This window comes from Pseudomonas weihenstephanensis, from assembly GCF_016812185.1.
Lineage (GTDB): Bacteria > Pseudomonadota > Gammaproteobacteria > Pseudomonadales > Pseudomonadaceae > Aquipseudomonas > Aquipseudomonas weihenstephanensis.
Map to the genome: position 1 here is coordinate 644015 of NZ_JAAEBV010000001.1, position 21530 is coordinate 665544.

The following is a 21530-nucleotide window of genomic DNA, read 5'->3' on the forward strand; positions in this document are numbered from 1 at the left end:
GCTGCACAGCGCTTATATCGGCCAAATCATGAGCGAAAACAGGCCGCGCTCAATTTGATCAGTGCCCGATCGGCCTGCTTCTCCCCACGCGCCAGTGTTTCACGCCATTGCGCGACACACGGCTGCAAGTCGGTCTGTTGTTCGGCCTGCAACAGCCATTGCCACGCGTCATGCCAATCGCCCAGGGCTTTTTGAGCGGCGTTGAGACGAGCCGCTACCAGGGCCGGTAGACGGTCAAGCTCGGGATACGCCTCGGCCCCGTAACGCACCCGCTTGATCAGTAACCGCACACGATGACGGTCATGCCCCGGATCATTCAGGTCGGTTTCAAGGGTCTTCCACTGTTTTGCCAGTACACGCTCGATGCGCTGACGTAAGCCACGCAGCAAACCTTCACGCTCGGCGGCACGTACAAAACGCGGAAACACATCGAGGATCATCAGCAATTGCGCCAACTGCGCGCTGTCGGCCACCGCCGCATAACTGCCCGACAGCTGCTCCAGCCTGCTTTCTGCCAAGGCGGCATGCCCGTGTTGCTGCAAATGCGCGGCCAGCACTTCAAGGTCACGCAACGGCGTGGTCAAGGCGCCCACCTGTGACGCCGCCATCTCCAGCTGCACCACGCCCGGCAAACCGCGCAAGGGCCGTAACAGGCTGCGCAAACGACGCACCGTGGTGCGCAAGTCGTGCAGCGACTCAGGGTCGGTGTGCGCCTGCAACCGCGCCTGACACGCCAACAACCTGACCTGCAGACGCACAATATTCGCCACGATCCGGTCTACCAATTGCGCCATCCTGCCCCTCCCGGTCATACGCAGGCTTAACGCCCTGCGCGCGACTCACGAATATAGAAACGCGCTTTCTCGGCTTTTTTGGAGCAGCCTTCAAACGCTTCGAACTGTTGTTGTGTTTTAGCCCCGGTCAGCAATGACAGGGCCTTGGAATAACTGATGGTGCCCGCGAAACCTTCTGCCTTGGCCAGGTCCAGCTCATGCCAGGCGCTGTCCAACTGGGTGGCGCAGGTGTCGCGATAGGCTGTTTTACCGGCACAACCGGCGAGTACCAAGGCCATCAACGGCACACAAATAAGGGCTTTCATGCACATATCCTCAAACAATTAATGTTAATTAGAGGCTGAGACGCAAAAGCATGGGAAAAGTGCCCGGTCCGCAAACGCGTCTGTGCAAGACTAGCTTGCTGATTAGGGAAAAGGCACTGCATTGTTAACGCCTGTCTGACGAAGGATCGTGTCATGAAAAAACGCATTGCATTAGTGCTCGGCTCTGGCGGGGCCAGGGGTTACGCGCACATTGGCGTCATTGAAGAACTCGAACGCCGTGGTTACGACATTGCCTGCATTGCCGGGTGCTCGATGGGGGCCGTGGTAGGCGGCATTTACGCGGCCGGCAAGCTTGACCTGTACCGCGACTGGATTCAAAGCCTGGACTATCTCGATGTGTTACGGCTGGTGGACGTGAGTTTCCGACTCGGTGCCATTCGCGGCGAAAAAGTGTTCGGGCAAATTCGCAATATCGTGGGCGAAATCAACATCGAAGATTTGCGCATTCCCTACACCGCCGTGGCCACCGACCTGACGCACCAGCAAGAAATCTGGTTTCAGGAAGGCTGTCTGCATCAGGCCATGCGCGCCTCAGCCGCCATCCCGAGCCTGTTTACCCCGGTCATGCAGGGCAATCGCATGCTGGTCGACGGCGGCCTGCTCAACCCGCTGCCCATCGTGCCGGTGGTGTCCAGCCATTGCGACCTGATCATCGCCGTCAACTTGAACTCAACCAACCAAAACAGCTACCAACTGCCGGTGATTCAACGCCCGCCCGCCTTCAAAAGCCGCTTTGACACCCTGATGAATTCACTCGGTTCGCACATGCCGTTTCGCAACAAACATGCCAGTGACCTGCTGGAGCTGGAGCAGGTCATGCTCAAGCCGCTGCCCGACAGCGCGCCCAACCCGTGGGTTGAATCAACCCGCCCCGGAGCGCAACAACCGGCGGCTGCGCCCACTCAAGAAGGTGCGCCCAAGTCCGCGTCCGGCTCTTTTATCATCGACAACGTAGGGCCTGCGTCACTGTTGGACTTGATCAACCAGAGTTTCGAGGTGATGCAGACGTCGCTGGCGCAGTACAAGATCGCCGGTTACCCGCCCGATATTTTGATAAACGTCCCCAAGCGTGTGTGCCGCTTTTTCGAGTTCTACAAAGCCCCGGAGCTGATCGCTTTGGGCCGTGAAATTGCCCGAGACACCCTGGACCGTTACGAAAGCGAGGAACACTAAGTGTCCAGCAGGCGATAACCCACGCCGGCTTCGGTCACGATAAACCGCGGGCAGGTCGGATCGTCCATCAGCTTTTGTCGCAGATGGCCCACGACGATGCGCAGGTAATGGCTGTTTTCGACGTGGGTCGGCCCCCAAATGTCCTTGAGCAATTGCTGTTGGGTGATCACGCGCCCAGGATGGCGCGCCAATTGCGCCAGTACCGCGTATTCCTTGCGGGTCAGCGCAACTTCCACGCCCTCCAGCAACACCCGGCGAAAGGCCAGGTCTACCGTCAAAGGCCCGACCACCACGCCAGCCTCTTGCACCTCGCCACTGGGCGCCTGACGCAGCAACGCCCGCACCCGTGCCAGGAACTCCTGAATCCCGAAGGGCTTGGTCACGTAATCATTGGCCCCGCCATCGAGCGCCTCGACCTTTTGCGCTTCGCTGGCCCGCACCGACAGCACCAACACCGGCACCGCCGACCACTCGCGCACCTCGTGCAATACCTGCTGGCCGTCCATGTCGGGCAAACCCAAGTCCAGCACCAGCAGGTCTGGCTGGTGCAATGCGGCCTGGCTCAAGCCCTCGGCACCGGTGGCGGCTTCCAGCACCTGATACCCCTGAGACACCAGGCTGATGCGCAAGAACTTGCGGATCTGCGGTTCGTCGTCGATCACCAAAACAGTCGTGGGCTGGCTCATGGCAGTTGATCACCGTGCAAAGAGAGGCGAAGAATATCAGTGTTCACCGCGGGCCTCTTCGCGTTCTGGCTGCGGCTGTTCAGGCAGCGGCAAATGCAACGTGATGCAAGTGCCGCGACCCTCAATACCCTCAGCCACGCTGATGCGTCCGCCGTGGGCGCCCACCATGCCCTGACAAATCGCCAGCCCAAGCCCCGTGCCCTGCCCGCCCCGATCCCCGCGGGCGGCGGTGTAAAACATATCGAAAATTTTCGCCCGGTCTTCTTCCGGAATGCCCGGCCCCTGATCGCTTACCGCAAACCACAATTCCCGCTCATCAGCCCCGGCCACCAGTTGCAGCACCCCGTGCGGGGGCGAGAAGCGTGCGGCGTTTTCCAGCACATTGACCAGCGCCTGCTCGATCAATGCGGCGTGGATATGCAGCAACGGCAGGTTCGCGGCCACATCAACCTGCACCTGCAACGGCGCCAGCACGGCGCGCAGACGATTCAGAGCACTGCCAACGATGTCTGCCGGCGACACCCAGTCGCGGGCCAGTTTCAAGGCACCGTGGCCCAGACGGGTCATGTCCAGCAGGTTCTGGATGTAGCGGTCCAGCCGCTCGGCCTCGTCGCGGGTGCCTTCAAGCAACTCGCGCCGATCCGCCAGCGCAATCACTTCGCCCAGCGCCAGCAAGGTGTCGATGCTGCCGCGCATGGTGGTCAGCGGCGTGCGCAAATCATGGGACACCGACGCCAGCAACGCGCTGCGCAACTGTTCGGTTTCACCGTGCAGACGCGCCGCCTCCAGATCCTCAGCCAATTGCGCACGCGCCAGTGCCTGCGCCAGCGGTTGGCTGAGCGCCATCAGCAAACGCCGACGTTGACCACTTAGCGTCTGGCCTTCTTTGGGGCTGACACCCAACAAGGCCAGCGGGCCATCATCGACAGTCAACGGCCACCACCACCAGCGGCCCATCGGTAACGTGCCGGTGCCGTTGCCAGCTGGCTGTTCGTGGGTCCAGGCCCAGTCTGCGGCAGCGCGCTCGGCTTCATTGAAGGTCAGAGGGCCGCCGGTTTCGACCGTCCAGCCGCCATTGCCATCGCGATTGAGCAAGCACAGGTTGAGTGCTTGCCAGCCGCTCAAGTGCTGGGCCGCGGCGCTAACCACCGCCTTGCGGTCGGTGGCTGCCGTCAGTTTGCGTGACAGGTCGAGCAACTCTGTGGTCTCTTGTTGCGTCTCGCGCAACGCCTGCAACTGGCGCCGCTGGCGAGCCGCCAGGTTCCCGGTCAAGGCCGCCATCAACAGGAAGAACACCAGCGTCAGCACATCCTCTTCGCGCTGGATGCTGAGCGAAAAGTTGGGCGGGATAAACAAGAAGTCATACGCCAGAAAAGACAGCGCCGCACACGCCAGCGCCGGGCCCAGACTACTGCGCACGGCCACCAGCAGCACAGCCGCCAAAAACACCATCGAGATGTTCGGCAACGCCAATACGCTGGATACGCCCCAGGCCAACGCACTGGCCAATACCGTGGCCAGCAGCGCCAGCCCATAATCAAACCACGCCCATGAGTAGGTACGCCGTCGGGAGGCGGTGTCCGGGGTTGGCTCGTTGTCGAGCACGTTGATTTCAAGGCCGTGGGCATCGCGCAGCAAGCGTGAGGCCAAACCGCCGCCAAACAGCTTGCGCCGCCAGGACGGCCGCGACTGCCCCACCAGCAGCAAACTCGCACGCCGTTCGCCCGCGTGCTGGATCAGGGTTTTGGCCACTTCACCGGCGCGCAATAACACCACCTCACCGCCCAGACGCTCGGCCAACTGCTGCGCACTTTGCAGACGCAAGCGCGATTGCTCATCACGGGCGCTGTCGTTGTCGACGTGCACCAGGCTCCACGGCAGATGACGGCGTTCCGCGACCCGGCTGGCGTGACGCACCAACCGTTCGGCCTGCACATCGCCATCGATGCCCACCAACAAACGCCCACGCAAGGCCGGGGCTGCCTGGCCCAGTTGGCGATAGCCTTTGTCCAGCTCATCATCGACGTACACCGCCGCGGTCTGCATCGCCAGTTCGCGCAGGGCGTTGAGGTTGGTCTGGGTGAAAAAGGCGTCAATGGCCGCGCGCGCTTGCTCGGGCACGTACACCTTGCCGTCGCGCAGCCGCTCCAGCAGCTCGCGGGGCGGCAGGTCGATCAGCAACAGTTCGTAGGCTTCCTGCACGATCCAGTCGGGCAGGGTTTCACGCACCTGCACCCCGGTGATACCGCGCACCTGATCATTGAGGCTTTCCAGATGCTGGACGTTGACCGTGGTGTACACGTCAATCCCGGCGGCCAATAACTCTTGTACGTCTTGCCAGCGTTTGGCGTGGCGGCTGCCGGGGGCATTGCTGTGGGCCAGCTCGTCCACCAGCACCAAGGAGGGTTGGGCCGCCAGCAAACCATCGAGGTCCATCTCTTCGAGCTGCACGCCACGGTACTCGGAACGCACCTGCGGTTGTTGTGGCAGGCCGTTGAGCAGCGCCTGGGTTTCGGCGCGGCCGTGGGTTTCGACCACCCCGGCGAGCACTTTGACCCCTTGGCGCAGTTGCATGTGCGCCGCTTGCAGCATGGCGTAGGTTTTACCCACGCCGGGGGCCGCGCCCAAAAACACCTTGAGCCGACCACGTCCCGCTCGTGGCAAATCAGCTAACAACGCATCGGCGCGACCGGAATCTGTCATGTCTATACCTATTCAAATGAAGAGCCTCGCAGGCTGCGAGCTTTCGATCTTAAAAGCTCGCAGCCTGCGGGTTGGGTGTTTCAGTGTTTCAGCTGCGCCAGCGCCAGGTTCAGGTTCAGTACGTTGACCACTGGCGGCCCTACCAGCGGCTGCTCGATATGCGCCTGCAACAGTTGCTCCACCGTTTGCACGGGCAAGCCACGGGCCGCCGCCACACGAGCCAGTTGATAGCGTATTGCGGCGGGTGGCAAGTGCGGGTCCAAACCACTGGCCGACGTGGTGAGCATCGCCAATGGCACCGGGCCTTGTTCGGGCACTGCCAACTCGGCGGCACTGTCCTTGATCCGCGTCGCCAGCGCCGGGTTGCTCGGTGCCAGGTTACTCGCCGCACTCGACACCGTGGCATATGCCCCGGCCGAAGGGCGCGAGTGAAACCATGCGTCGCCGGTGAACGCCTGCGCGATCAGCCCGGAACCGCGAACGTTACCCTCTGCATCGCGCACCAGGCTGCCGTTGGCCTGCTCGGGAAAGGCCAGTTGCGCAATCCCGGTCACGGTCAGTGGGTAGATCACGCCCGTAATTGCAATCATCAACACCATCAGGCTCAGGGCCGGACGTAAAAGAGTAGCCATGACACGTTCCTCCACGGGTTAAACCAAATGCAGCGCGGTGAGCAGCATGTCGATCAGTTTGATGCCCACAAACGGCACCACCAGACCACCCAGGCCATAGATCAGCAGGTTGCGTCGCAGCAATTGCGCTGCACTGGCCGCCTGCACCCGTACGCCGCGCAAGGCCAACGGAATGAGCACCACGATGATCAGCGCGTTGAACACAATCGCCGACAGAATCGCGCTCTGCGGGCTGTTGAGGTGCATCACGTTGAGTACGCCCAACTGCGGGTAAATCGTGGCAAAGAGCGCGGGCAGTATTGCGAAGTATTTGGCCACATCGTTGGCGATGGAAAACGTGGTCAGCGCGCCCCGTGTCACCAACAACTCTTTACCGATCTGCACCACGTCCAGCAGTTTTGTCGGATCGCTGTCGAGGTCGACCATGTTTGCCGCCTCGCGCGCGGCCTGGGTGCCGTCATTCATCGCCATGCCGACGTCAGCTTGCGCCAGGGCCGGGGCGTCGTTGGCACCGTCACCGCACATGGCCACCAGCCGACCGTCGTTTTGCTCCTGACGAATGCGCGCCAGTTTTTTCTCGGGCGTGGCTTCGGCCAACACGTCGTCCACACCGGCTTCAGCGGCAATCGCTGCGGCCGTCAGCGGGTTATCGCCGGTCACCATCACCGTGCGAATCCCCAGTTTGCGCAGCTCGGCGAAACGCTCGCGAATGCCGGGTTTGACCACGTCTTTGAGATGAATCGCGCCCAGCAGTTTGCCTTGCACGCACACCAGCAACGGGGTGCCGCCGCTCTGGGCGATCTTGTCGATTTCCCGCGACAGGGCGGGCAACACTTCGCCGCGCTTGAGGCCGACAAATGCCAGCACCGAATCCACCGCCCCTTTGCGATACACCTGAGCGTTGCAGTCAACCCCCGACAAGCGTGTCTCAGCGGTAAACGGCACCGCTGTAATGTCGCGGGCATCGGGTTCGGGCAGCGCATGGAGACCACGGATAAACTCGACGATGGATTTACCTTCCGCGGTGTCGTCCGCCAGCGAGGCCAGCAGTGCGCCCTGCGCCAGTTCAATCGCCGTCACGCCGGGGGCGGCGTAAAGCGCGGTGCAGCGCCGGTTGCCGAAGGTGATGGTGCCGGTCTTGTCCAGCATCAGCACATGCACGTCACCTGCGGCCTCAACGGCACGCCCGGACTTGGCAATCACGTTCAGACGTACCAGGCGGTCCATACCGGCGATGCCGATGGCCGAAAGCAAGCCACCAATGGTGGTCGGGATCAGGGTCACCAGCAGCGCCACCAGAAACACCAGCGGCAGGCTGCCACCGGCAAAGTAGGCAAAGGGCTGCAGGGTCACGACCACAATCAGAAAGATCAGGGTCAAACCGATCAGCAAGATATCCAGCGCCACTTCGTTAGGGGTTTTCTGGCGCTTGGCGCCCTCCACCAGTGCGATCATGCGGTCCAGTGTCGACTCGCCGGGGTTGGTACTGATGCGTACCAGCAGCCAGTCCGAGACCAGGCGAGTGTTACCCGTGACCGCCGAACGATCACCGCCCGATTCACGAATCACTGGCGCCGATTCACCGGTAATCGCCGCTTCGTTGACCGCGGCAATGCCTTCGATGACTTCACCGTCACCGGGGATCATCTCCCCCGCTTCGACCCGCACCACGTCCCCTTTGCGCAAGCGGGTGGCGGGCACCACTTCATAGCTGCCATTGGCAGTGCGACGGCGCGCACTCAAGCCCACACTGCCCGCCTTCAAACTGTCGGCGCGGGCTTTGCCCCGGCCTTCGGCCAAGGCTTCGGCGAAGTTGGCGAACAACACGGTGAACCACAGCCACACGGCGATTTGCAACGCCACGCCGGTGGGTACGGCCGGGTCCGGCAGCAAGCACAAAATCGTGGTGAACACGGCGGTCAGTTCGACCACCAGCATCACAGGTGAGCGCTTGAGCTGACGCGGGTCGAGCTTGACGAACGCTTGCAGTAACGCAGGGCGCCACAGGTCAGCAAACGCGGTTTTAGGTGATTTCGGCGCCTGGGTATCAGGCGCTGGCGTCAGCTGTTTAACAGGAGCAGGCAGGTTCATCATCGTTTCCTCACAAGCCCAGTGTCAGTTGTTCAGCGACAGGGCCCAGGGCCAGCGTCGGTAAAAAGGTCAAGCCGCCCACCAGCAAAATGGTCATGGTCAGTAACACCACAAACAGCGGGCCGTGCGTGGGGAAGCTGTCCTGGCCCACGGGGGCGGTTTTTTTCATCGCCAGACTGCCCGCCAGCGCCAGCACCGGCAGGATGTAACCAAAGCGCCCAATCAACATGCCCAACCCCAGCATCAGGTTGTAAAACGGTGTGTTGGCGTTCAACCCGGCGAAGGCTGAGCCGTTGTTGGCGCTGGCCGAGGTGAAGGCGTACAGCACCTGACTGAAGCCATGAGGGCCGGGGTTGCTCACCGACGCCACCGCACTCGGCACACTGGTCGCAATCGCGGCCATCACCAACACACCCACTGGCATCACCAGCAACGTGACCACCAGCAATTGCACCTCTTTGGCCTGCAACTTTTTGCCCAGGTATTCGGGCGTGCGGCCAATCATCAGGCCCGCCAGAAACACCGCGATCAGCACGTTGAGCAACATGCCATAGAGGCCTGCACCCACCCCGCCAAAGATCACCTCGCCGACCATCATGTTGACCAGCGCCACCATGCCGCTCAGCGGGTTGAGGCTGTCATGCATGCCATTCACCGAGCCGTTGGAGGCCGCGGTGGTGGTTTCGGTCCACAACACCGTGGCGGTGGTGCCAAAACGCACTTCTTTGCCTTCCAGCGGCGCAGTGCGCTCAACCAGCGGACTGTTCAGCGCCGGGTTGGGTTGATTTTCGGCATACAGCGCGGTGCCGCCGCCGATCAAAAACAACGCCAGCATGCAGGCGATGATCGCGCGGCTTTGACGCAGATCCTTGACGTAATGGCCGAAGGTAAACACCAGCGCCACCGGGATCAAAATGATCGACGCCACTTCAAACAGGTTGCTCCAGGCGGTCGGGTTCTCGAACGGATGCGCCGAGTTCACCCCGAAGAAGCCCCCCCCGTTGGTGCCCAATTGCTTGATCGCAATCTGGCTGGCAGCCGGGCCCAGCGGGATCACTTGGTCCACGCCCTGCATCGTCACGGCATGCACATAATGGGCGAGGGTTTGCGGTACGCCCTGCCACACCAGCAACAGCGCCAGCACCAGGCACAGTGGCAACAGGCCGTAGAGCGTGGCACGGGTCATGTCCACCCAGAAGTTGCCCAGCGTCTGCGCCGAGCGACGACTGATACCCCGGCATAACGCGACCAACACCGCCAAACCGGTGGCGGCGCTGACGAAGTTCTGCACCGTCAGCCCGGCCATCTGGCTGAAATAACTGAGGCTCGCTTCACCGCTGTAGCTCTGCCAGTTGGTGTTGGTGACAAAACTCACCGCGGTGTTAAATGCCTGTGTCCACTCCTGACCCGGCAACTGCTGCGGGTTGAGCGGCAAATACTGCTGAAACAGCAAAATGGTGAACAGCAGCACAAAGCCTGCGAGGTTGAACGCCAACAGGGCCAAGGTGTATTTCTGCCAGCTTTGCTCAACACCCGGCTCAACCCCGGCGAGGCGATAACAGACCTTCTCAACCGGCCCCAACACCGGCGTGAGCCAGGTACGCTGGCCTTCCATGACCTTGTAATAAAAGCGTCCCAGCCACGGGGCCGGGAGCAACACCAGCGCAAAAAAAGCCAGAATCAGCCCATAGTCATAACTGTGCATACCCGCTCCTAGTTCCGATCTGCGCGCAACAGCGCAACCAGCAGATAAACGAACAACCCCACCGCCAACAGCAGCGACACCCCATCGAGAACGCCCATGCAAACTCTCCCCAAAACGGCGATTGCCGCGTAGGGGGAAAGTGTGGGGTTCAAGGGTGTAAAGGATCGAGATCGAGGGGCAAGCGCGGGCGTAAAGAAGGCGTAAAGAAACAGCTGCAAACCGTAGCCGCCATCGGACGCCGCCTACGCCAGCGGCTACGGGTAATGGGCTACATCAACGCAACAAAGGCGTATCGAGCACGTCGCTGGCACCGCCGAGTACGCTTTCGCTCAACTGAATAAATGACGCCGTGTTGACCGTGTCCATGCGCATCAACGCCTGGCTCACATCATCGAGCGAACGCTTGCTGTGGGTGTGTACCCGGATTTCACGGTCCAGCGCCTGCAACAGCGTAACCGCGCGCGCCACGGTGGCCGGGCTGGTTTGCGGGCCGCGCAGACGCGTCACGCTTTTACCCGCCGCATTGAGCTTGTGCTGCAAGGTTTGATAGCGCTCATCACTCATGCCACCCGCACGGCGCATCAGTTCGATGGCGTAGTATTCGTTCAGTCCTTCACTGAGCCAGGCATGACCGGCCTCAGCATTGAGCCCGCTGAACAGTTGCACCACTTCGCGTAACAGCGGGCTGGTGCCTGACTCGCTGACCATCGGCACGGCACTGCTCAGGTAAATCGAATGACGATCCGCGCTGGCGCCCTTCCACATCGGGCTGCCTGCGCCGACGATCAGTAATTTGGGCGGATTACGCGGGAACACCGCTTGAACCTGCGGCCAGACGAAGGTCAGCAAGGTGAGCACATCCATGCGCCGCATCCCCTGCCCTTGCGGCGCGGCAACGGTGACTTCGGTTTCTCCCAGCGTGGTGCGACGGCTCCCCAGCGTACCGGCCAGCATCCAGCCAGTGGGGCGGTCAAACAGGCGCGACACATCATCAATACGGAAGCGGTTTTTGCCAATCCGCGGCCAGGCGGTTTCGACACTTTTCCAGCCCTTGGGCAACTCGAATTCAAGGCGTGACACCAACTCGGTGCCGTCCTGTTGATCGAGACTGGCCGGCGGCACCAATTGCTCGCCCCGAAACAACGCCCACTTGGGCGTGATGTCGGTGTCGAAACTGCCGTTCTTGAACGGGTGGCTCAGGCGCACACGGTAGGTCAGGCTGGAGGGGCCTGACGCGGGATGCCACACCCCGCGACTGTGCTGCGCGTCAGGGGTGAGCCGCCACTGCCCGTCGGCCTTGAAATCGCTGTAGCTGCCCGGCGCACCCAGGTCGAAATCCAGGCTGCGCACGGCTGAACCGTCCGCCAGGGTCAGCCGCACCTGAGCCTGACCGGTGTCAGGCTCAAATTGCACGTGATAATCCAGGTCCACTTTTTTGGCAGCCCACGACGGCGTGCCGAGCAGTGCAATCAGCAGCCCCAGGGGCAATCGGTAACGCAGCGGCATACACACTCCTTGCGACCGCTCCGGCATTTAACCGGCGCGAAAAATCAGGTGATCTTCCCAATCGTCTTCCGGCACGCTGCCCTCGGCGAGCATGCGCCCCGATTGCGAGATGCGCTCGTGATGCACCGCATCCCGGTCACCACAGACCAAGTGGTGCCACAGCGGCAAATCCTTGCGCTCGCTAACGAGTCGGTAGCCGCAGGTAGGCGGCAACCACTTGAACTCTTCAGCCTGGCCCGGCGACAGTTGAATGCAGTCCGGGACCGAATCACGGCGCTTGGGGTAATCGGTGCACTGGCAGGTTTTCAGATCGAGCAGTTTGCAGGCAATGCGCGTGTAGTAGACGCTGTTGTCGTCTTCATCTTCGAGCTTTTGCAAGCAGCACAGGCCGCAGCCGTCGCACAGCGACTCCCATTCCTCTTGATCAAGTTGATCGAGGGTTTTGCGGATCCAGAACGGTTCAACTTTTGCGGCCATGGCTCAAACATCAACATCGGGCAGTGGAAAAGGCCGCCAGTCTAGTGCCCAAGGCCCCGCGGGCCAAGGGCTTGTCGTCAGACTTGTCACACAGATGGCATAACAGTAGCTTTACGCCTACGCTCAATCGCGAAAACAACTCAGGTAACGAGAATGACTGCTAATACCCGCATTGCCGATCACGCCATTCATGAGCAATTTACCCAGCGTTGGTCGCCCCGCGCCTTCACCGATGCCACCCTCGACAAACCCACGTTGATGAGCTTCTTTGAAGCCGCTCGCTGGGCACCTTCGGCCTATAACTCGCAGCCGTGGCGCTTTCTGTTTGCCTTGCGTGGCACCCCAGACTTTGACCGCTACCTGAGCCTGCTGGTCGAGTTCAACCAGGGTTGGGCCAAACATGCCGCCGCCCTGGTGGTGATTGTGTCGAAAACAACGTTTGCCGCGCCGGGCACCACCGAAGAAAAACCCTCGCCGACCAATGCGTTCGACACGGGCGCGGCCTGGGGCCATTTGGCGTTGCAAGCTCACTTGAGCGGCTGGCACACCCACGGCATGAGCGGTCTGGATTACGAGCGCGCCCGCCAGGAACTGAAAATCCCGGAAGGCTATGCCGTGCAAGCGATGGTGGCAATTGGCAAGCTGGGCGATAAAGCGACGCTGGTCGATTACCTGCAAGCCAAAGAAGTACCGAGCCAGCGTGCACCGCTGAGCACGTTGGTGGCCGAAGGCGATTTCAGCCTGTAAGCCAAGCAAAGCGTGTAGTCGCCGCCCAGCTACGCGAGGCGGCGATAAGACGCCAAGCGAACTCGGTGCGCCTGACGCACCGGGTCAATAGCTTTGCGACGTATCACGCCCATCGCAGCCTCGCGTAGCTGGGCAGTGACTACCGTTAATAGCCGCGGTCGAAATCCACTTCGCCACGCATCGGCTGCCCCGCTTGAAACGCCCGCAGATTATCGACAAACAGTTGCACCATCATCGGCGGCGAGGTGGGCGCCGAGCTGTGACCGGTCAGCAACAACCCCCAGGCTGTCCAGAACGGGTGTTTGGCCGGCAACGGCTCCTGACGGCAGACGTCAATCACCGCCGCCGCCAAGTGGCCCACGCGCAACGCCTCGACCAAGTCCGCATCCACCACCGCCACGCCACGGCCGACGTTGATAAACACCCCGTTCGGGTTGAACTGCGCAAACAGCTCGGCATCGTACAGGTCATGGGTGTCCGCCGTGTTGGGCAGCAGGTTCACCACGTAATCCATCCCCCCGACCAAACGCGGCAAGTCGCTCAGAACCCCGACTTCCTTGAACGGCGCTTGTTCACGGGCCGTACTGGCAATGGCAAACAGCTCCACGCCAAACGGTTGCAGAAATTGCGCCACGGTCTGGCCAATGTCACCGGCGCCGACGATCAGCACCTTGCGCCCGACCAGGCTCTGACCCATGCGGTTGTCCCACTTGCGCTCAACCTGGCTGACCAGCCGCGCCATGACTTCGCGCTCATGGCCCAGCATGTAGGTGAGCACATATTCGGCCATGACCTGACCGAAAATGCCCACGGCGCGGGTCAGGCGGTAATCACGTTGCAAACCGTTGGCCAGCAGCGGGGTAATGCCCGCCCAGGTCGATTGCAACCACTGCGGCCGATGCCCCTGACGCATCAGCGTGGCCAACAGATCAGGTTGACCCAGCCACACCGGGCAATCGGCAGCCAGACGCGACAAGTGCGCAGAGTCGCCACTGCTGAGCACCTCCAGATCAGGCGCTGCGTGTTGCAGAAGTCGGGTGTACAGGGGGTGGTCGTGTTCGGCAATCAGAACGCGCATGTTCTTAACCTTTTAAAACGCTGCCAGCGTCCGCCGTCGAGGTTTCACTCGTCGAATTCGGCCACCGCCAATCAATTTGAGTCCATTCAGGGCAGGTGCCCAATGCCGGGCACCTGATGGCGCACTTACATCGGGTCGTTGCGGCGCAACAACTCTTCGGGCAAGTGCTCGATGTATTCGTCTTCAGCGGGTGGCATTTGCAGGTGATAACCCTGTGTATCCAGGTTTTCCAGTACCACGACGATGTCTTCGCGCGACAACGTGCGCTCAGGGGTGAGCACCAGGTCAAACGCGTGAATGGCTTTGCCAAACGCGGCCATCAACGGCTCAGGCACGCGCTCAAGGGCATCGGCCTTAAGGACGTACAAATACATGCCGTCGCGCTTGGTGCTGCGATAGATAGAGCAAATACGTTTCAAGACGGTTCTCCAGCGGTGGCCAGGCTATCGAGCAATGCCTGACCCATCAGCTCACGGCGCCAGCCGCGCAGTGAGTCGGGTAATTGATAAGGCCCATTGGGGAAGCCGCTTTTAACCAGCGCTTCCAGGGTTTTCTTGCGCAGCATGAGCTCGGGGGCCATGTTCAGTTGCTCGGCGTATACCTGACCGATTGCACGCAGGCGCTTGATCAATGCCGCCGCTTCCACCGGTAACGGTTCAGGGACTGCGACGGGCCATTGCTCGGGCGGTACGCTGCCCGCACGTTTGATCAAGTCCAGCAAGAACTCGCCATCCTGGCGCACGGTGCGCGGGTGCATGTCTTCAATCCGCGCCAGCGACACCAGATTGTCGGGCTGGGTTTTGGCCAATGGCCACAACGCATGCTCACGCACAATGCGGTTACGCGGCAGATCGCGAGCACGGGCTTCACGCTCGCGCCAGGCACAGATTTCACGCAACACGGCCAACTGATCGCGCGACAGTTTCCACGCCAGCTTGGCGTCACGGTAAACCTCGTACGGGTCCACTTCGCGGCGCAAGTTGGCCACCAGTTCAGCGCCGTCTTCCAACACCCAGGCGTATTTTTCATCCGACAGGCGCGGGCGCAACAGCACGTAAACCTCAGCCAGGTGCAGCGCATCTTCGGCGGCGTAGCTGATCTGGGTTTCGGACAACGGGCGTTGCAGCCAGTCCGAACGGGTCTCGCCCTTGGGCAGGTCGAGGTCGAGCACTTCTTTGACCAAGCGCGAGTAACCCATGGAGAAACCCAGGTTCAGATACGCGGCGGCCAGTTGGGTATCAAACAGCGGCGCGGGCAAACTGCCGGTCAGGCGTAACAAGACCTCAAGGTCTTCGCTGCATGCGTGCAACACCTTGACCACGGCCGGGTTTTCCAGCAAGGCGGCCAACGGCTGCCAATTGTCGATGGTCAGCGGGTCAATCAGGTACGCCCGCGTGCCGTCGCCAATCTGAATCAGGCCGGCAATGGGGTAAAAAGTGTCGACCCGCATAAATTCGGTGTCGAGGGCGACGAACGGCAAATGTTGCCATTGGACGCAATGTTGGCCGAGGCTATCGTTGTCGCGAATCCAGTGAATATCGATGGCCACACGGCTCTCCCTTGAAGAATGGCGCGCAGTATATATCGGCATCGGGGATTTCCGGCGATTGGCGCACAAACTTGTCGACGAAATTACCTACGCAATTTCGAGCGATAACTTTCATAACTTTTTGGCTTTTATTGTGTAGTTTGCCCGCGCACATGCGTCAGAACCCCCCGAACTCATCATGAAGACGCTCGCTGGCGACATCACACGCCTGCCAGAATGAAACATGAGGTGACAAGGCTGCCCGCCTTCGACTCACCCCCCTCCACCACTCACAGAACACGAGGATGCGCCGTATGCGTAAGCCGTTTGATTTTTTTACCGTTGCGCTCCTGATAACGGGCCTGAGTACAGGTGCAAACGTGGCGAGAGCAGAAGACTTCGCCGCAAAAATCGATGCCGTCGTACATAAGAACGCCGCGCAGGTCATGCAGCAATACAAGGTGCCTGGACTGGCCATTGCGGTCAGCGTTAATGGCAAAACACATTTCTACAACCTAGGTCTCGCCTCAAAGGCCACTCAAGCCCCCGTGACCTCCGATACGTTGTTTGAAGTGGGCTCCATCAGCAAAGTGTTTACCGCCACCCTGGCCACTTACGCGCAAGCTAACGGCCAACTGTCACTCAACGAACCGGTCAGCACCTACCTGCCTGAGTTCCAAAACACCCCCTTCGGCCATGTGCCCCTCATGCATTTGGCCACTCACACCGCTGGCGGCTTCCCGTTGCAAGTACCCGATGCGGTGCAAAACGATGCACAACTGATGGGCTATCTCAAAGCCTGGAAGCCGGAGTACGTCGCGGGCAGCAAGAGAAGCTACGCCAACCCGAGCATCGGCATGCTGGGGCTGATCACCGCCAAGCGCATGAACATGCCCTATGCCCAGGCGCTGCAAGGCCAGTTGTTCCCGGCACTGGGCCTCAAACACAGCTACCTGAACATCCCGGCCACTGAAATGCCGTTATACGCCCAGGGCTATAACAAGCAGGATGAACCCGTCAGGTTGGGGGCAGGTGTCTTGGCGGATGAAGCCTACGGGGTAAAAACCACTGCCCGCGACCTCATCCACTTCGCGCAGTTGAACATGGGGCTGGGGCACACAAGCGAGACGGTGCGACGCGCGCTGGCGGATACCCACGTGGGGTATTACCGGGTGGGGCCGATGACTCAGGATCTGGTATGGGAGCAATACCCTTACCCCGTTGAGCTCAAGGCGCTGCTCGATGGCAACTCAAACACGATGGCGTATGAAACCAATCCAGTGGTTGCGCTCACACCTGCACAGGCACCACAACAACAGGTGTGGATCAACAAAACCGGCTCAACCAACGGCTTTGGTGGTTACATCGCCTTCATCCCGGCCAAAAAACAGGCCATCGTCATATTGGCCAACAAGAACTACCCAAACGCTGCACGCGTTGAGCTGGCTTACGCCATTTTAGCGGCACTGAACTAAGCCTCTTTGCGCAGCACATAAATGCTGTTCTGCGTAAAACCCGGCAGCACCGCGTATTGCTTGAGAATACTGAAGCCCGAGTCTGAAAACTGGGCTTCAACCTCCTCTTTGCTCACCCAGATGCGTTGCTGGCCCTGAGCACCGCTCACGCACACCGACAGTATTAACGTGTCGCGGCTAACGCGGTGCAACTCACGCAAAATCGCCAAACGGTGCTCATTGCTGCGCACATGGTGGAACAGTTGCATGCAAAAAATGCAATCCACCGCGTTTTCAGACATGTCGATGGAAAACACCGAGCTTTTAAACCGCTTCACACGCTTGAGCAAAGCTGCTGAATGGTGGGTCTGTGCGTGATCAAGCATGCCTTGGGATGGGTCAGCTGCCAGAATCACCCGATTGTCGCGCTCAGCCAGCACCGGCCAAAATCGCCCGGCGCCACAGGCCAGATCCAATACCAGCCCCGGCTCACCGGCCACCTTGAGCGCACGCCTGACCAAACGCCGCTCGCGCCACTGCGCCCACCGACGCACCACGCCTTGAGGGCGCACCTGCTGGCACACCTGCGCATGCTCACGGTCATAGCGTTCGGCGAACTCAAGCTCAGTGGTGGACGGTGGTTGCGATGACATGGCCCGCTAACTCTTGTGTTTGATGGTATTCGACACAGAGGTTAACGGGACGTCAGTGAAAAAATTGTCAGCAAAAGATGAAAACGCTTACAGCCCTGTGCCCCCCTAAAATGCAGTTGCAGCGCAGGGCTGAGCACCGTTCCCACTCACGCTTGATTCAAATACCACCGCCAGTCTTGCTCGCCCACCTCACCCATGAACTGCCGGTATTCGGCATTCTTCACCGCCAGGTACACCTTCAAAAATTCAGGCCCGAACGCTTCTTTTGCCCATGACGAGCCCTCAAGCGCACGCAATGTGGTCAACCAGTCGGTTGGCAGCTTCTGTGTTGCCTGAGCGTAACCGTTGCCTTCAATCGGTGCGCCCGGATCACGCTGCTCACGAATGCCGCGATGAATACCGGCAAGAATGGCTGCCGCTGCCAAATACGGATTGGCATCGGCACCACAAATGCGGTGCTCGATATGCCGTGAAAACGCCGGACCACCCGGCACCCGCAAGCTCACCGTGCGATTGTCCACGCCCCAGGTGGGCGCCAGCGGCGCGTAACTGTTGCTCTGGAAGCGACGGTAAGAGTTGGCGTTCGGGCAAAACATCAGCAGCGAATCGAGCAAGGTACTGAGCATGCCGCCCACCGCATGCTTGAGCAGCGGCGTACCGTCAGGCGCTTCGCTGGCAAACAGGTTATGGCCGTGCTCATCGGCCAGGCTCACGTGCATGTGCATGCCCGTGCCTGCCAAGTCATCAAACGGTTTGGCCATGAAGCAGGCCACCATCCCGTGTTTGTGCGCCACGCCTTTGACCAAGCGCTTGTAACGCACCGCCTCGTCCATCGCCTGCAACGCGTCACTGCGGTGTTCAAGGGTAATTTCCACCTGACCCGGCGCGTATTCGGAAATAGCCGTGCGGGCCGGGATACCTTGCAATTTGCAGGCACTGTACAAATCAGCCAAAAACGGCTCGATTTGTTCCAGCTCGCGCAAACCATACACCTGCGTGCCTCGTGGACGCTGGCCGTCGGCATCGCGTGCCGGTTGCGGCCGCCCTTGGCTGTCCCGCTGCTGGTCGAGCAGGTAAAACTCCAGCTCCGCGGCCATCACCGGGTAATAGCCGTCAGCCTTTAGCCCTTCAATGACCTTGACCAACAGGTGACGCGGGTCGGCGACAGTCGCGGGCATGCCCTGCTGCGGATGCATGCTCACTTGCACCGCAGCCATCGGAATCTGACGCCACGGCATGCGCTGCAAACTGCCCGCCAGCGGATAGGCGCGGCAATCGATGTCGCCTACATCCCAGACCAGCCCGGTGTTTTCTACGTCATCGCCGTTGATGCTCAAACCCAAAATCGTACTGGGCAACGGTCGCCCGCTCTCGTACACCGCCAACAGTTCATCGCGATGCAGCAACTTGCCGCGCGGCACGCCGTTGTTGTCGAGGATAAACAGCTCGAACATCTCGACATCCGGGTTCAACTGCAGGAAATCCAGGGCATCTTGCAGCGGGGCAAACAGAGGTGTGGCACTCATGGGCTTACTCGTTTATGCGTATCAGACAGGCGCGCCGTGGCGCGGAGGATCACGATTTAACGGGTAGACGAGTATCCGGCGGGCGGGCGTGACGGCAGTGATACAACGCCCAGAAGGCCCGTTCACAGGAGAATGCGCAGGGGTTGAGTGGCATTGAAGTACCCGACAGGCTTTGACATTCAATAGCGCTAAAGCCAAGCCTCATACCTGCAACCACTGCCGAAAAAGAGCCAGCAGCCTCACATGCTTGGCGCGGCAGTTCAATACAGCGTTTTAAATCTTTGCATGCCCAACGGCTAAACATTAGCCCCCCAAGATTTGTAGCCGCTGCCGAAGCGCGAGACTGCGATCGGCCGCGAAGCGGTCGTAAACCCGATCACCGCCCAGTCCCTGACACACAGCGGTTGAATGCTTTACGACGACTCTGTCGCCGCGCGTAGCCTCGCGTTACTCGTCAACGCCTACAGGACCTGCATCCATCGCTTGTAGTCGCTGCCGAGGCACGAGGCTGCGATCGGGCGCGAAGCGGTCGTAATGCTCTATGGATGAAACTCTTTTCATCGAACGGATGCGTCACCGCCAAGGTCGGATGCAGTGTCTATCCTGCTTGGGAAAAGGTTACGTACCTGTCTCAAGTCGCATGTTTTCTTACTTCGAGGAGTTCCCCATGGCCCGAACGGTTGCTGATTTCATCACCGAAACCCTGCAAGAAGCTGGCGTCAAACGTGTGTTTGGCGTGGTGGGGGACTCGTTGAACGCCTTTACTGATTCATTGCGCCGTCAGGAGCAGATTGAATGGATCCATATGCGCAACGAAGAAGCCGCGGCGTTTGCGGCAGGCGCCGAAGCGCACCTGACGGGTGAGCTGGCGGTCTGCGCCGGCAGTTGCGGCCCCGGCAACCTGCATTTGATCAACGGCCTGTTCGACGCCCATCGCAGCGGCGTGCCGGTGCTGGCGCTGGCTGCCCATATACCCAGCAGCGAAATCGGCATTGATTATTTCCAGGCCACACACCCCGAAAGCCTGTTTAAAGAGTGCAGCCATTACGTTGAGCTGGTCTCGCACCCTGAGCAATTGCCGCAGATTCTTGAGCGCGCCATGCGCATGGCCATCGCCAAACGCGGCGTGGCGGTGGTGGTGATTCCAGGGGATGTGGCACTGCAAGCCACTGACGCCAAAGTGCCCCACTGGCTGAAACCCGCCGCACCAATGATTCGCCCCGCCGATACCGAAATCGATCAGCTGGCAGCGTTTCTCAACACGGGCAAAAAAGTCACCCTGCTCTGCGGCGCCGGCTGCGCCGGGGCGCACACCGAAATCCTGGCCCTGGCCGAACGTTTGAAAGCCCCCATCGTGCACGCACTGCGCGGCAAGGAGCATGTCGAATACGACAACCCATACGACGTGGGCATGACCGGTTTGATCGGCTTTGCGTCTGGTTATAAAGCCATGATGAATTGCGACACGCTGTTGATGCTGGGGACGAACTTTCCCTATCGCCAGTTTTATCCCGAGCACGGCAACATTGCGCAAATCGACTTGCGCGCTGAAGCCTTGGGCAATCGCTGCCCATTACAACTGGGACTGATCGGTGACGTGAAGCTGACCTTGCAGGCGGTGCTGCCCGGCGTGGCCCAGAACCCGGACAGCAAACACTTGGAGGCTGCGCTCAACGACTACAAAAAGTCCCGCGAGGACCTCGATGCGTTGGCCGAAAGCGGCCCGAACAGCGACATCATTCACCCGCAATACCTCAATCGACTGGTCAGCGAGCTGGCCGCAGAAGACGCGATTTTCACCTGTGACGTGGGCACGCCGACTGCGTGGGCCGCACGCTACCTGAAAATGAACGGCAAACGCCGTCTGGTCGGCTCGTTCAACCACGGCTCAATGGCCAACGCGATGCTGCAAGCGATTGGCGCACAAGCGGCCTTCCCTCATCGACAAGTGATTTCCATGTCGGGAGATGGCGGTTTCACCATGATGATGGGCGACTTTCTGACACTCAATCAGGTGGGCTTGCCGGTCAAAGTCATTGTGCTTAACAACGGCACGCTGGGTTTTGTCGAGATGGAGATGAAAGCAGCGGGTTTCCCTGACGTAGGCTGTGACCTTAAAAACCCCAATTTTGCAGCGATGGCCCAGGCAATGGGGGTCAAGGGCATACGCGTCGAACATCCTTCTGAACTCCAGGCTGCCTTGCGCGAAGCTTTCAGCCACGACGGCCCGGTGTTGGTGGACGTGGTCAGTGCGCGCCAGGAACTGGTGATGCCGCCGACCAAGACCTTCGAGCAGGCCAAAGGATTCAGCCTGTTTATGCTCAAAACCGTGATGGACGGCCGGGCACGCGAGTTGATCGATCTGGCCAAGGTCAATCTGTGGCGTTGAGTGTATCTGGCGTATAAAAAAACCCTTGGGTCATGACCCAAGGGTTTGGTTTGAGCGCTCTG

The 21530-nt window shown here is 60.4% G+C and carries 19 protein-coding genes; 4 read left to right on the forward strand and 15 right to left on the reverse strand.

What is annotated here, in order from left to right; all coding sequences use genetic code 11:
• Positions 1-26: 26 nt before the first annotated feature.
• Together GYN01_RS02750 and GYN01_RS02755 are read right to left on the reverse strand one after the other, a co-directional pair.
• A complete protein-coding gene (locus GYN01_RS02750) occupies positions 27-794 on the reverse strand; it encodes a CHAD domain-containing protein (RefSeq protein ID WP_203306558.1) in 768 nt (255 codons plus the stop codon).
• Between the two features lie 26 nt (positions 795-820).
• Positions 821-1099, reverse strand: coding sequence for a hypothetical protein (locus tag GYN01_RS02755; protein WP_048365212.1), 279 nt, complete (start codon positions 1097-1099; stop codon positions 821-823).
• A gap of 153 nt (positions 1100-1252) precedes the next feature.
• On the opposite strand from GYN01_RS02755, the gene GYN01_RS02760 reads away from it, so the two are divergent.
• Complete coding sequence (locus GYN01_RS02760; protein WP_048365211.1) at positions 1253-2293, forward strand: patatin-like phospholipase family protein; 1041 nt, start codon at positions 1253-1255, stop codon at positions 2291-2293.
• On the opposite strand, the gene GYN01_RS02765 is transcribed toward GYN01_RS02760, so the two are convergent.
• From GYN01_RS02765 to GYN01_RS02800, 8 genes are all read right to left on the reverse strand, one after another.
• The gene (locus tag GYN01_RS02765) at positions 2290-2979 is read right to left on the reverse strand and encodes a response regulator (RefSeq protein WP_048365210.1); all 690 of its coding nucleotides are present in this window, start codon (positions 2977-2979) and stop codon (positions 2290-2292) included. The genes GYN01_RS02760 and GYN01_RS02765 overlap by 4 nt on opposite strands.
• 36 nt (positions 2980-3015) lie before the next feature.
• A complete protein-coding gene (locus GYN01_RS02770) occupies positions 3016-5682 on the reverse strand; it encodes a sensor histidine kinase (protein ID WP_203306559.1) in 2667 nt (888 codons plus the stop codon).
• Between the two features lie 80 nt (positions 5683-5762).
• The gene (gene kdpC, locus GYN01_RS02775) at positions 5763-6314 is read right to left on the reverse strand and encodes a potassium-transporting ATPase subunit KdpC (protein WP_203306560.1); all 552 of its coding nucleotides are present in this window, start codon (positions 6312-6314) and stop codon (positions 5763-5765) included.
• A gap of 18 nt (positions 6315-6332) precedes the next feature.
• Complete coding sequence (gene kdpB / locus GYN01_RS02780; protein WP_048398823.1) at positions 6333-8405, reverse strand: potassium-transporting ATPase subunit KdpB; 2073 nt, start codon at positions 8403-8405, stop codon at positions 6333-6335.
• A gap of 10 nt (positions 8406-8415) precedes the next feature.
• Positions 8416-10110, reverse strand: a complete 1695-nt coding sequence (gene kdpA / locus GYN01_RS02785) for a potassium-transporting ATPase subunit KdpA (RefSeq protein ID WP_048365206.1) — start codon at positions 10108-10110, stop codon at positions 8416-8418.
• Between the two features lie 8 nt (positions 10111-10118).
• Positions 10119-10208 carry a K(+)-transporting ATPase subunit F gene (kdpF, locus tag GYN01_RS02790; RefSeq protein WP_003446770.1) on the reverse strand — a complete coding sequence of 30 codons (90 nt, stop codon included), beginning with the start codon at positions 10206-10208 and terminating at the stop codon, positions 10119-10121.
• A 175-nt stretch (positions 10209-10383) separates the two neighbouring features.
• The gene (locus GYN01_RS02795) at positions 10384-11616 is read right to left on the reverse strand and encodes a hypothetical protein (RefSeq protein ID WP_048365205.1); all 1233 of its coding nucleotides are present in this window, start codon (positions 11614-11616) and stop codon (positions 10384-10386) included.
• Between the two features lie 27 nt (positions 11617-11643).
• Positions 11644-12093: a YcgN family cysteine cluster protein gene (locus GYN01_RS02800; protein ID WP_048365204.1), complete on the reverse strand. Its 450-nt coding sequence runs from the start codon at positions 12091-12093 to the stop codon at positions 11644-11646.
• A 153-nt stretch (positions 12094-12246) separates the two neighbouring features.
• Here GYN01_RS02800 and GYN01_RS02805 point away from each other — a divergent pair, with 153 nt between their 5' ends.
• The gene (locus tag GYN01_RS02805) at positions 12247-12840 is read left to right on the forward strand and encodes a nitroreductase family protein (RefSeq protein ID WP_048398820.1); all 594 of its coding nucleotides are present in this window, start codon (positions 12247-12249) and stop codon (positions 12838-12840) included.
• A gap of 145 nt (positions 12841-12985) precedes the next feature.
• Here GYN01_RS02805 and GYN01_RS02810 read toward each other — a convergent pair whose 3' ends face one another.
• The 3 genes from GYN01_RS02810 to rnd all read right to left on the reverse strand — a co-directional run bounded on the left by GYN01_RS02810 (position 12986) and on the right by rnd (position 15467).
• Positions 12986-13918: a D-2-hydroxyacid dehydrogenase gene (locus tag GYN01_RS02810; protein WP_203306561.1), complete on the reverse strand. Its 933-nt coding sequence runs from the start codon at positions 13916-13918 to the stop codon at positions 12986-12988.
• 125 nt (positions 13919-14043) lie between these two features.
• Entirely contained in the window at positions 14044-14337 is a 294-nt protein-coding gene (locus GYN01_RS02815; protein WP_048365201.1) for a YcgL domain-containing protein, read from the reverse strand.
• A complete protein-coding gene (gene rnd / locus GYN01_RS02820; protein ID WP_203306562.1) occupies positions 14334-15467 on the reverse strand; it encodes a ribonuclease D in 1134 nt (377 codons plus the stop codon). The genes GYN01_RS02815 and rnd overlap by 4 nt, the downstream gene beginning before the upstream one ends.
• Before the next feature lie 293 nt (positions 15468-15760).
• Here rnd and ampC point away from each other — a divergent pair, with 293 nt between their 5' ends.
• Complete coding sequence (gene ampC / locus GYN01_RS02825; RefSeq protein WP_238936073.1) at positions 15761-16921, forward strand: class C beta-lactamase; 1161 nt, start codon at positions 15761-15763, stop codon at positions 16919-16921.
• On the opposite strand, the gene GYN01_RS02830 is transcribed toward ampC, so the two are convergent.
• Positions 16918-17553 (reverse strand): class I SAM-dependent methyltransferase, encoded by a 636-nt coding sequence (locus GYN01_RS02830; RefSeq protein WP_048398810.1) that lies wholly within the window; start codon positions 17551-17553, stop codon positions 16918-16920. The two genes, ampC and GYN01_RS02830, sit on opposite strands and share 4 nt — an antisense overlap.
• A 146-nt stretch (positions 17554-17699) precedes the next feature.
• Positions 17700-19007 carry a glutamine synthetase family protein gene (locus GYN01_RS02835; protein WP_420850377.1) on the reverse strand — a complete coding sequence of 436 codons (1308 nt, stop codon included), beginning with the start codon at positions 19005-19007 and terminating at the stop codon, positions 17700-17702.
• Between the two features lie 739 nt (positions 19008-19746).
• Here GYN01_RS02835 and poxB point away from each other — a divergent pair.
• A complete protein-coding gene (gene poxB, locus GYN01_RS02840; RefSeq protein ID WP_048398804.1) occupies positions 19747-21468 on the forward strand; it encodes a ubiquinone-dependent pyruvate dehydrogenase in 1722 nt (573 codons plus the stop codon).
• Positions 21469-21530 lie beyond the last annotated feature (62 nt).

What these genes read in the sequence shown, in the direction of transcription:
- GYN01_RS02770 (WP_203306559.1), bottom strand. Translation starts at nt 5,682, where the DNA reads ATGACAGATTCCGGTCGCGCCGATGCGTTGTTAGCTGATTTGCCACGA.
- GYN01_RS02760 (WP_048365211.1), top strand. Translation starts at nt 1,253, where the DNA reads ATGAAAAAACGCATTGCATTAGTGCTCGGCTCTGGCGGGGCCAGGGGT.
- GYN01_RS02765 (WP_048365210.1), bottom strand. Translation starts at nt 2,979, where the DNA reads ATGAGCCAGCCCACGACTGTTTTGGTGATCGACGACGAACCGCAGATC.
- GYN01_RS02755 (WP_048365212.1), bottom strand. Translation starts at nt 1,099, where the DNA reads ATGAAAGCCCTTATTTGTGTGCCGTTGATGGCCTTGGTACTCGCCGGT.
- GYN01_RS02805 (WP_048398820.1), top strand. Translation starts at nt 12,247, where the DNA reads ATGACTGCTAATACCCGCATTGCCGATCACGCCATTCATGAGCAATTT.
- kdpF (WP_003446770.1), bottom strand. Translation starts at nt 10,208, where the DNA reads ATGGGCGTTCTCGATGGGGTGTCGCTGCTGTTGGCGGTGGGGTTGTTC.
- GYN01_RS02750 (WP_203306558.1), bottom strand. Translation starts at nt 794, where the DNA reads ATGGCGCAATTGGTAGACCGGATCGTGGCGAATATTGTGCGTCTGCAG.
- kdpB (WP_048398823.1), bottom strand. Translation starts at nt 8,405, where the DNA reads ATGAACCTGCCTGCTCCTGTTAAACAGCTGACGCCAGCGCCTGATACC.
- GYN01_RS02835 (WP_420850377.1), bottom strand. Translation starts at nt 19,007, where the DNA reads ATGTTCGAGCTGTTTATCCTCGACAACAACGGCGTGCCGCGCGGCAAG.
- GYN01_RS02810 (WP_203306561.1), bottom strand. Translation starts at nt 13,918, where the DNA reads ATGCGCGTTCTGATTGCCGAACACGACCACCCCCTGTACACCCGACTT.
- kdpA (WP_048365206.1), bottom strand. Translation starts at nt 10,110, where the DNA reads ATGCACAGTTATGACTATGGGCTGATTCTGGCTTTTTTTGCGCTGGTG.
- GYN01_RS02830 (WP_048398810.1), bottom strand. Translation starts at nt 17,553, where the DNA reads ATGTCATCGCAACCACCGTCCACCACTGAGCTTGAGTTCGCCGAACGC.
- GYN01_RS02800 (WP_048365204.1), bottom strand. Translation starts at nt 12,093, where the DNA reads ATGGCCGCAAAAGTTGAACCGTTCTGGATCCGCAAAACCCTCGATCAA.
- ampC (WP_238936073.1), top strand. Translation starts at nt 15,761, where the DNA reads ATGCGTAAGCCGTTTGATTTTTTTACCGTTGCGCTCCTGATAACGGGC.
- poxB (WP_048398804.1), top strand. Translation starts at nt 19,747, where the DNA reads ATGGCCCGAACGGTTGCTGATTTCATCACCGAAACCCTGCAAGAAGCT.
- GYN01_RS02795 (WP_048365205.1), bottom strand. Translation starts at nt 11,616, where the DNA reads ATGCCGCTGCGTTACCGATTGCCCCTGGGGCTGCTGATTGCACTGCTC.
- kdpC (WP_203306560.1), bottom strand. Translation starts at nt 6,314, where the DNA reads ATGGCTACTCTTTTACGTCCGGCCCTGAGCCTGATGGTGTTGATGATT.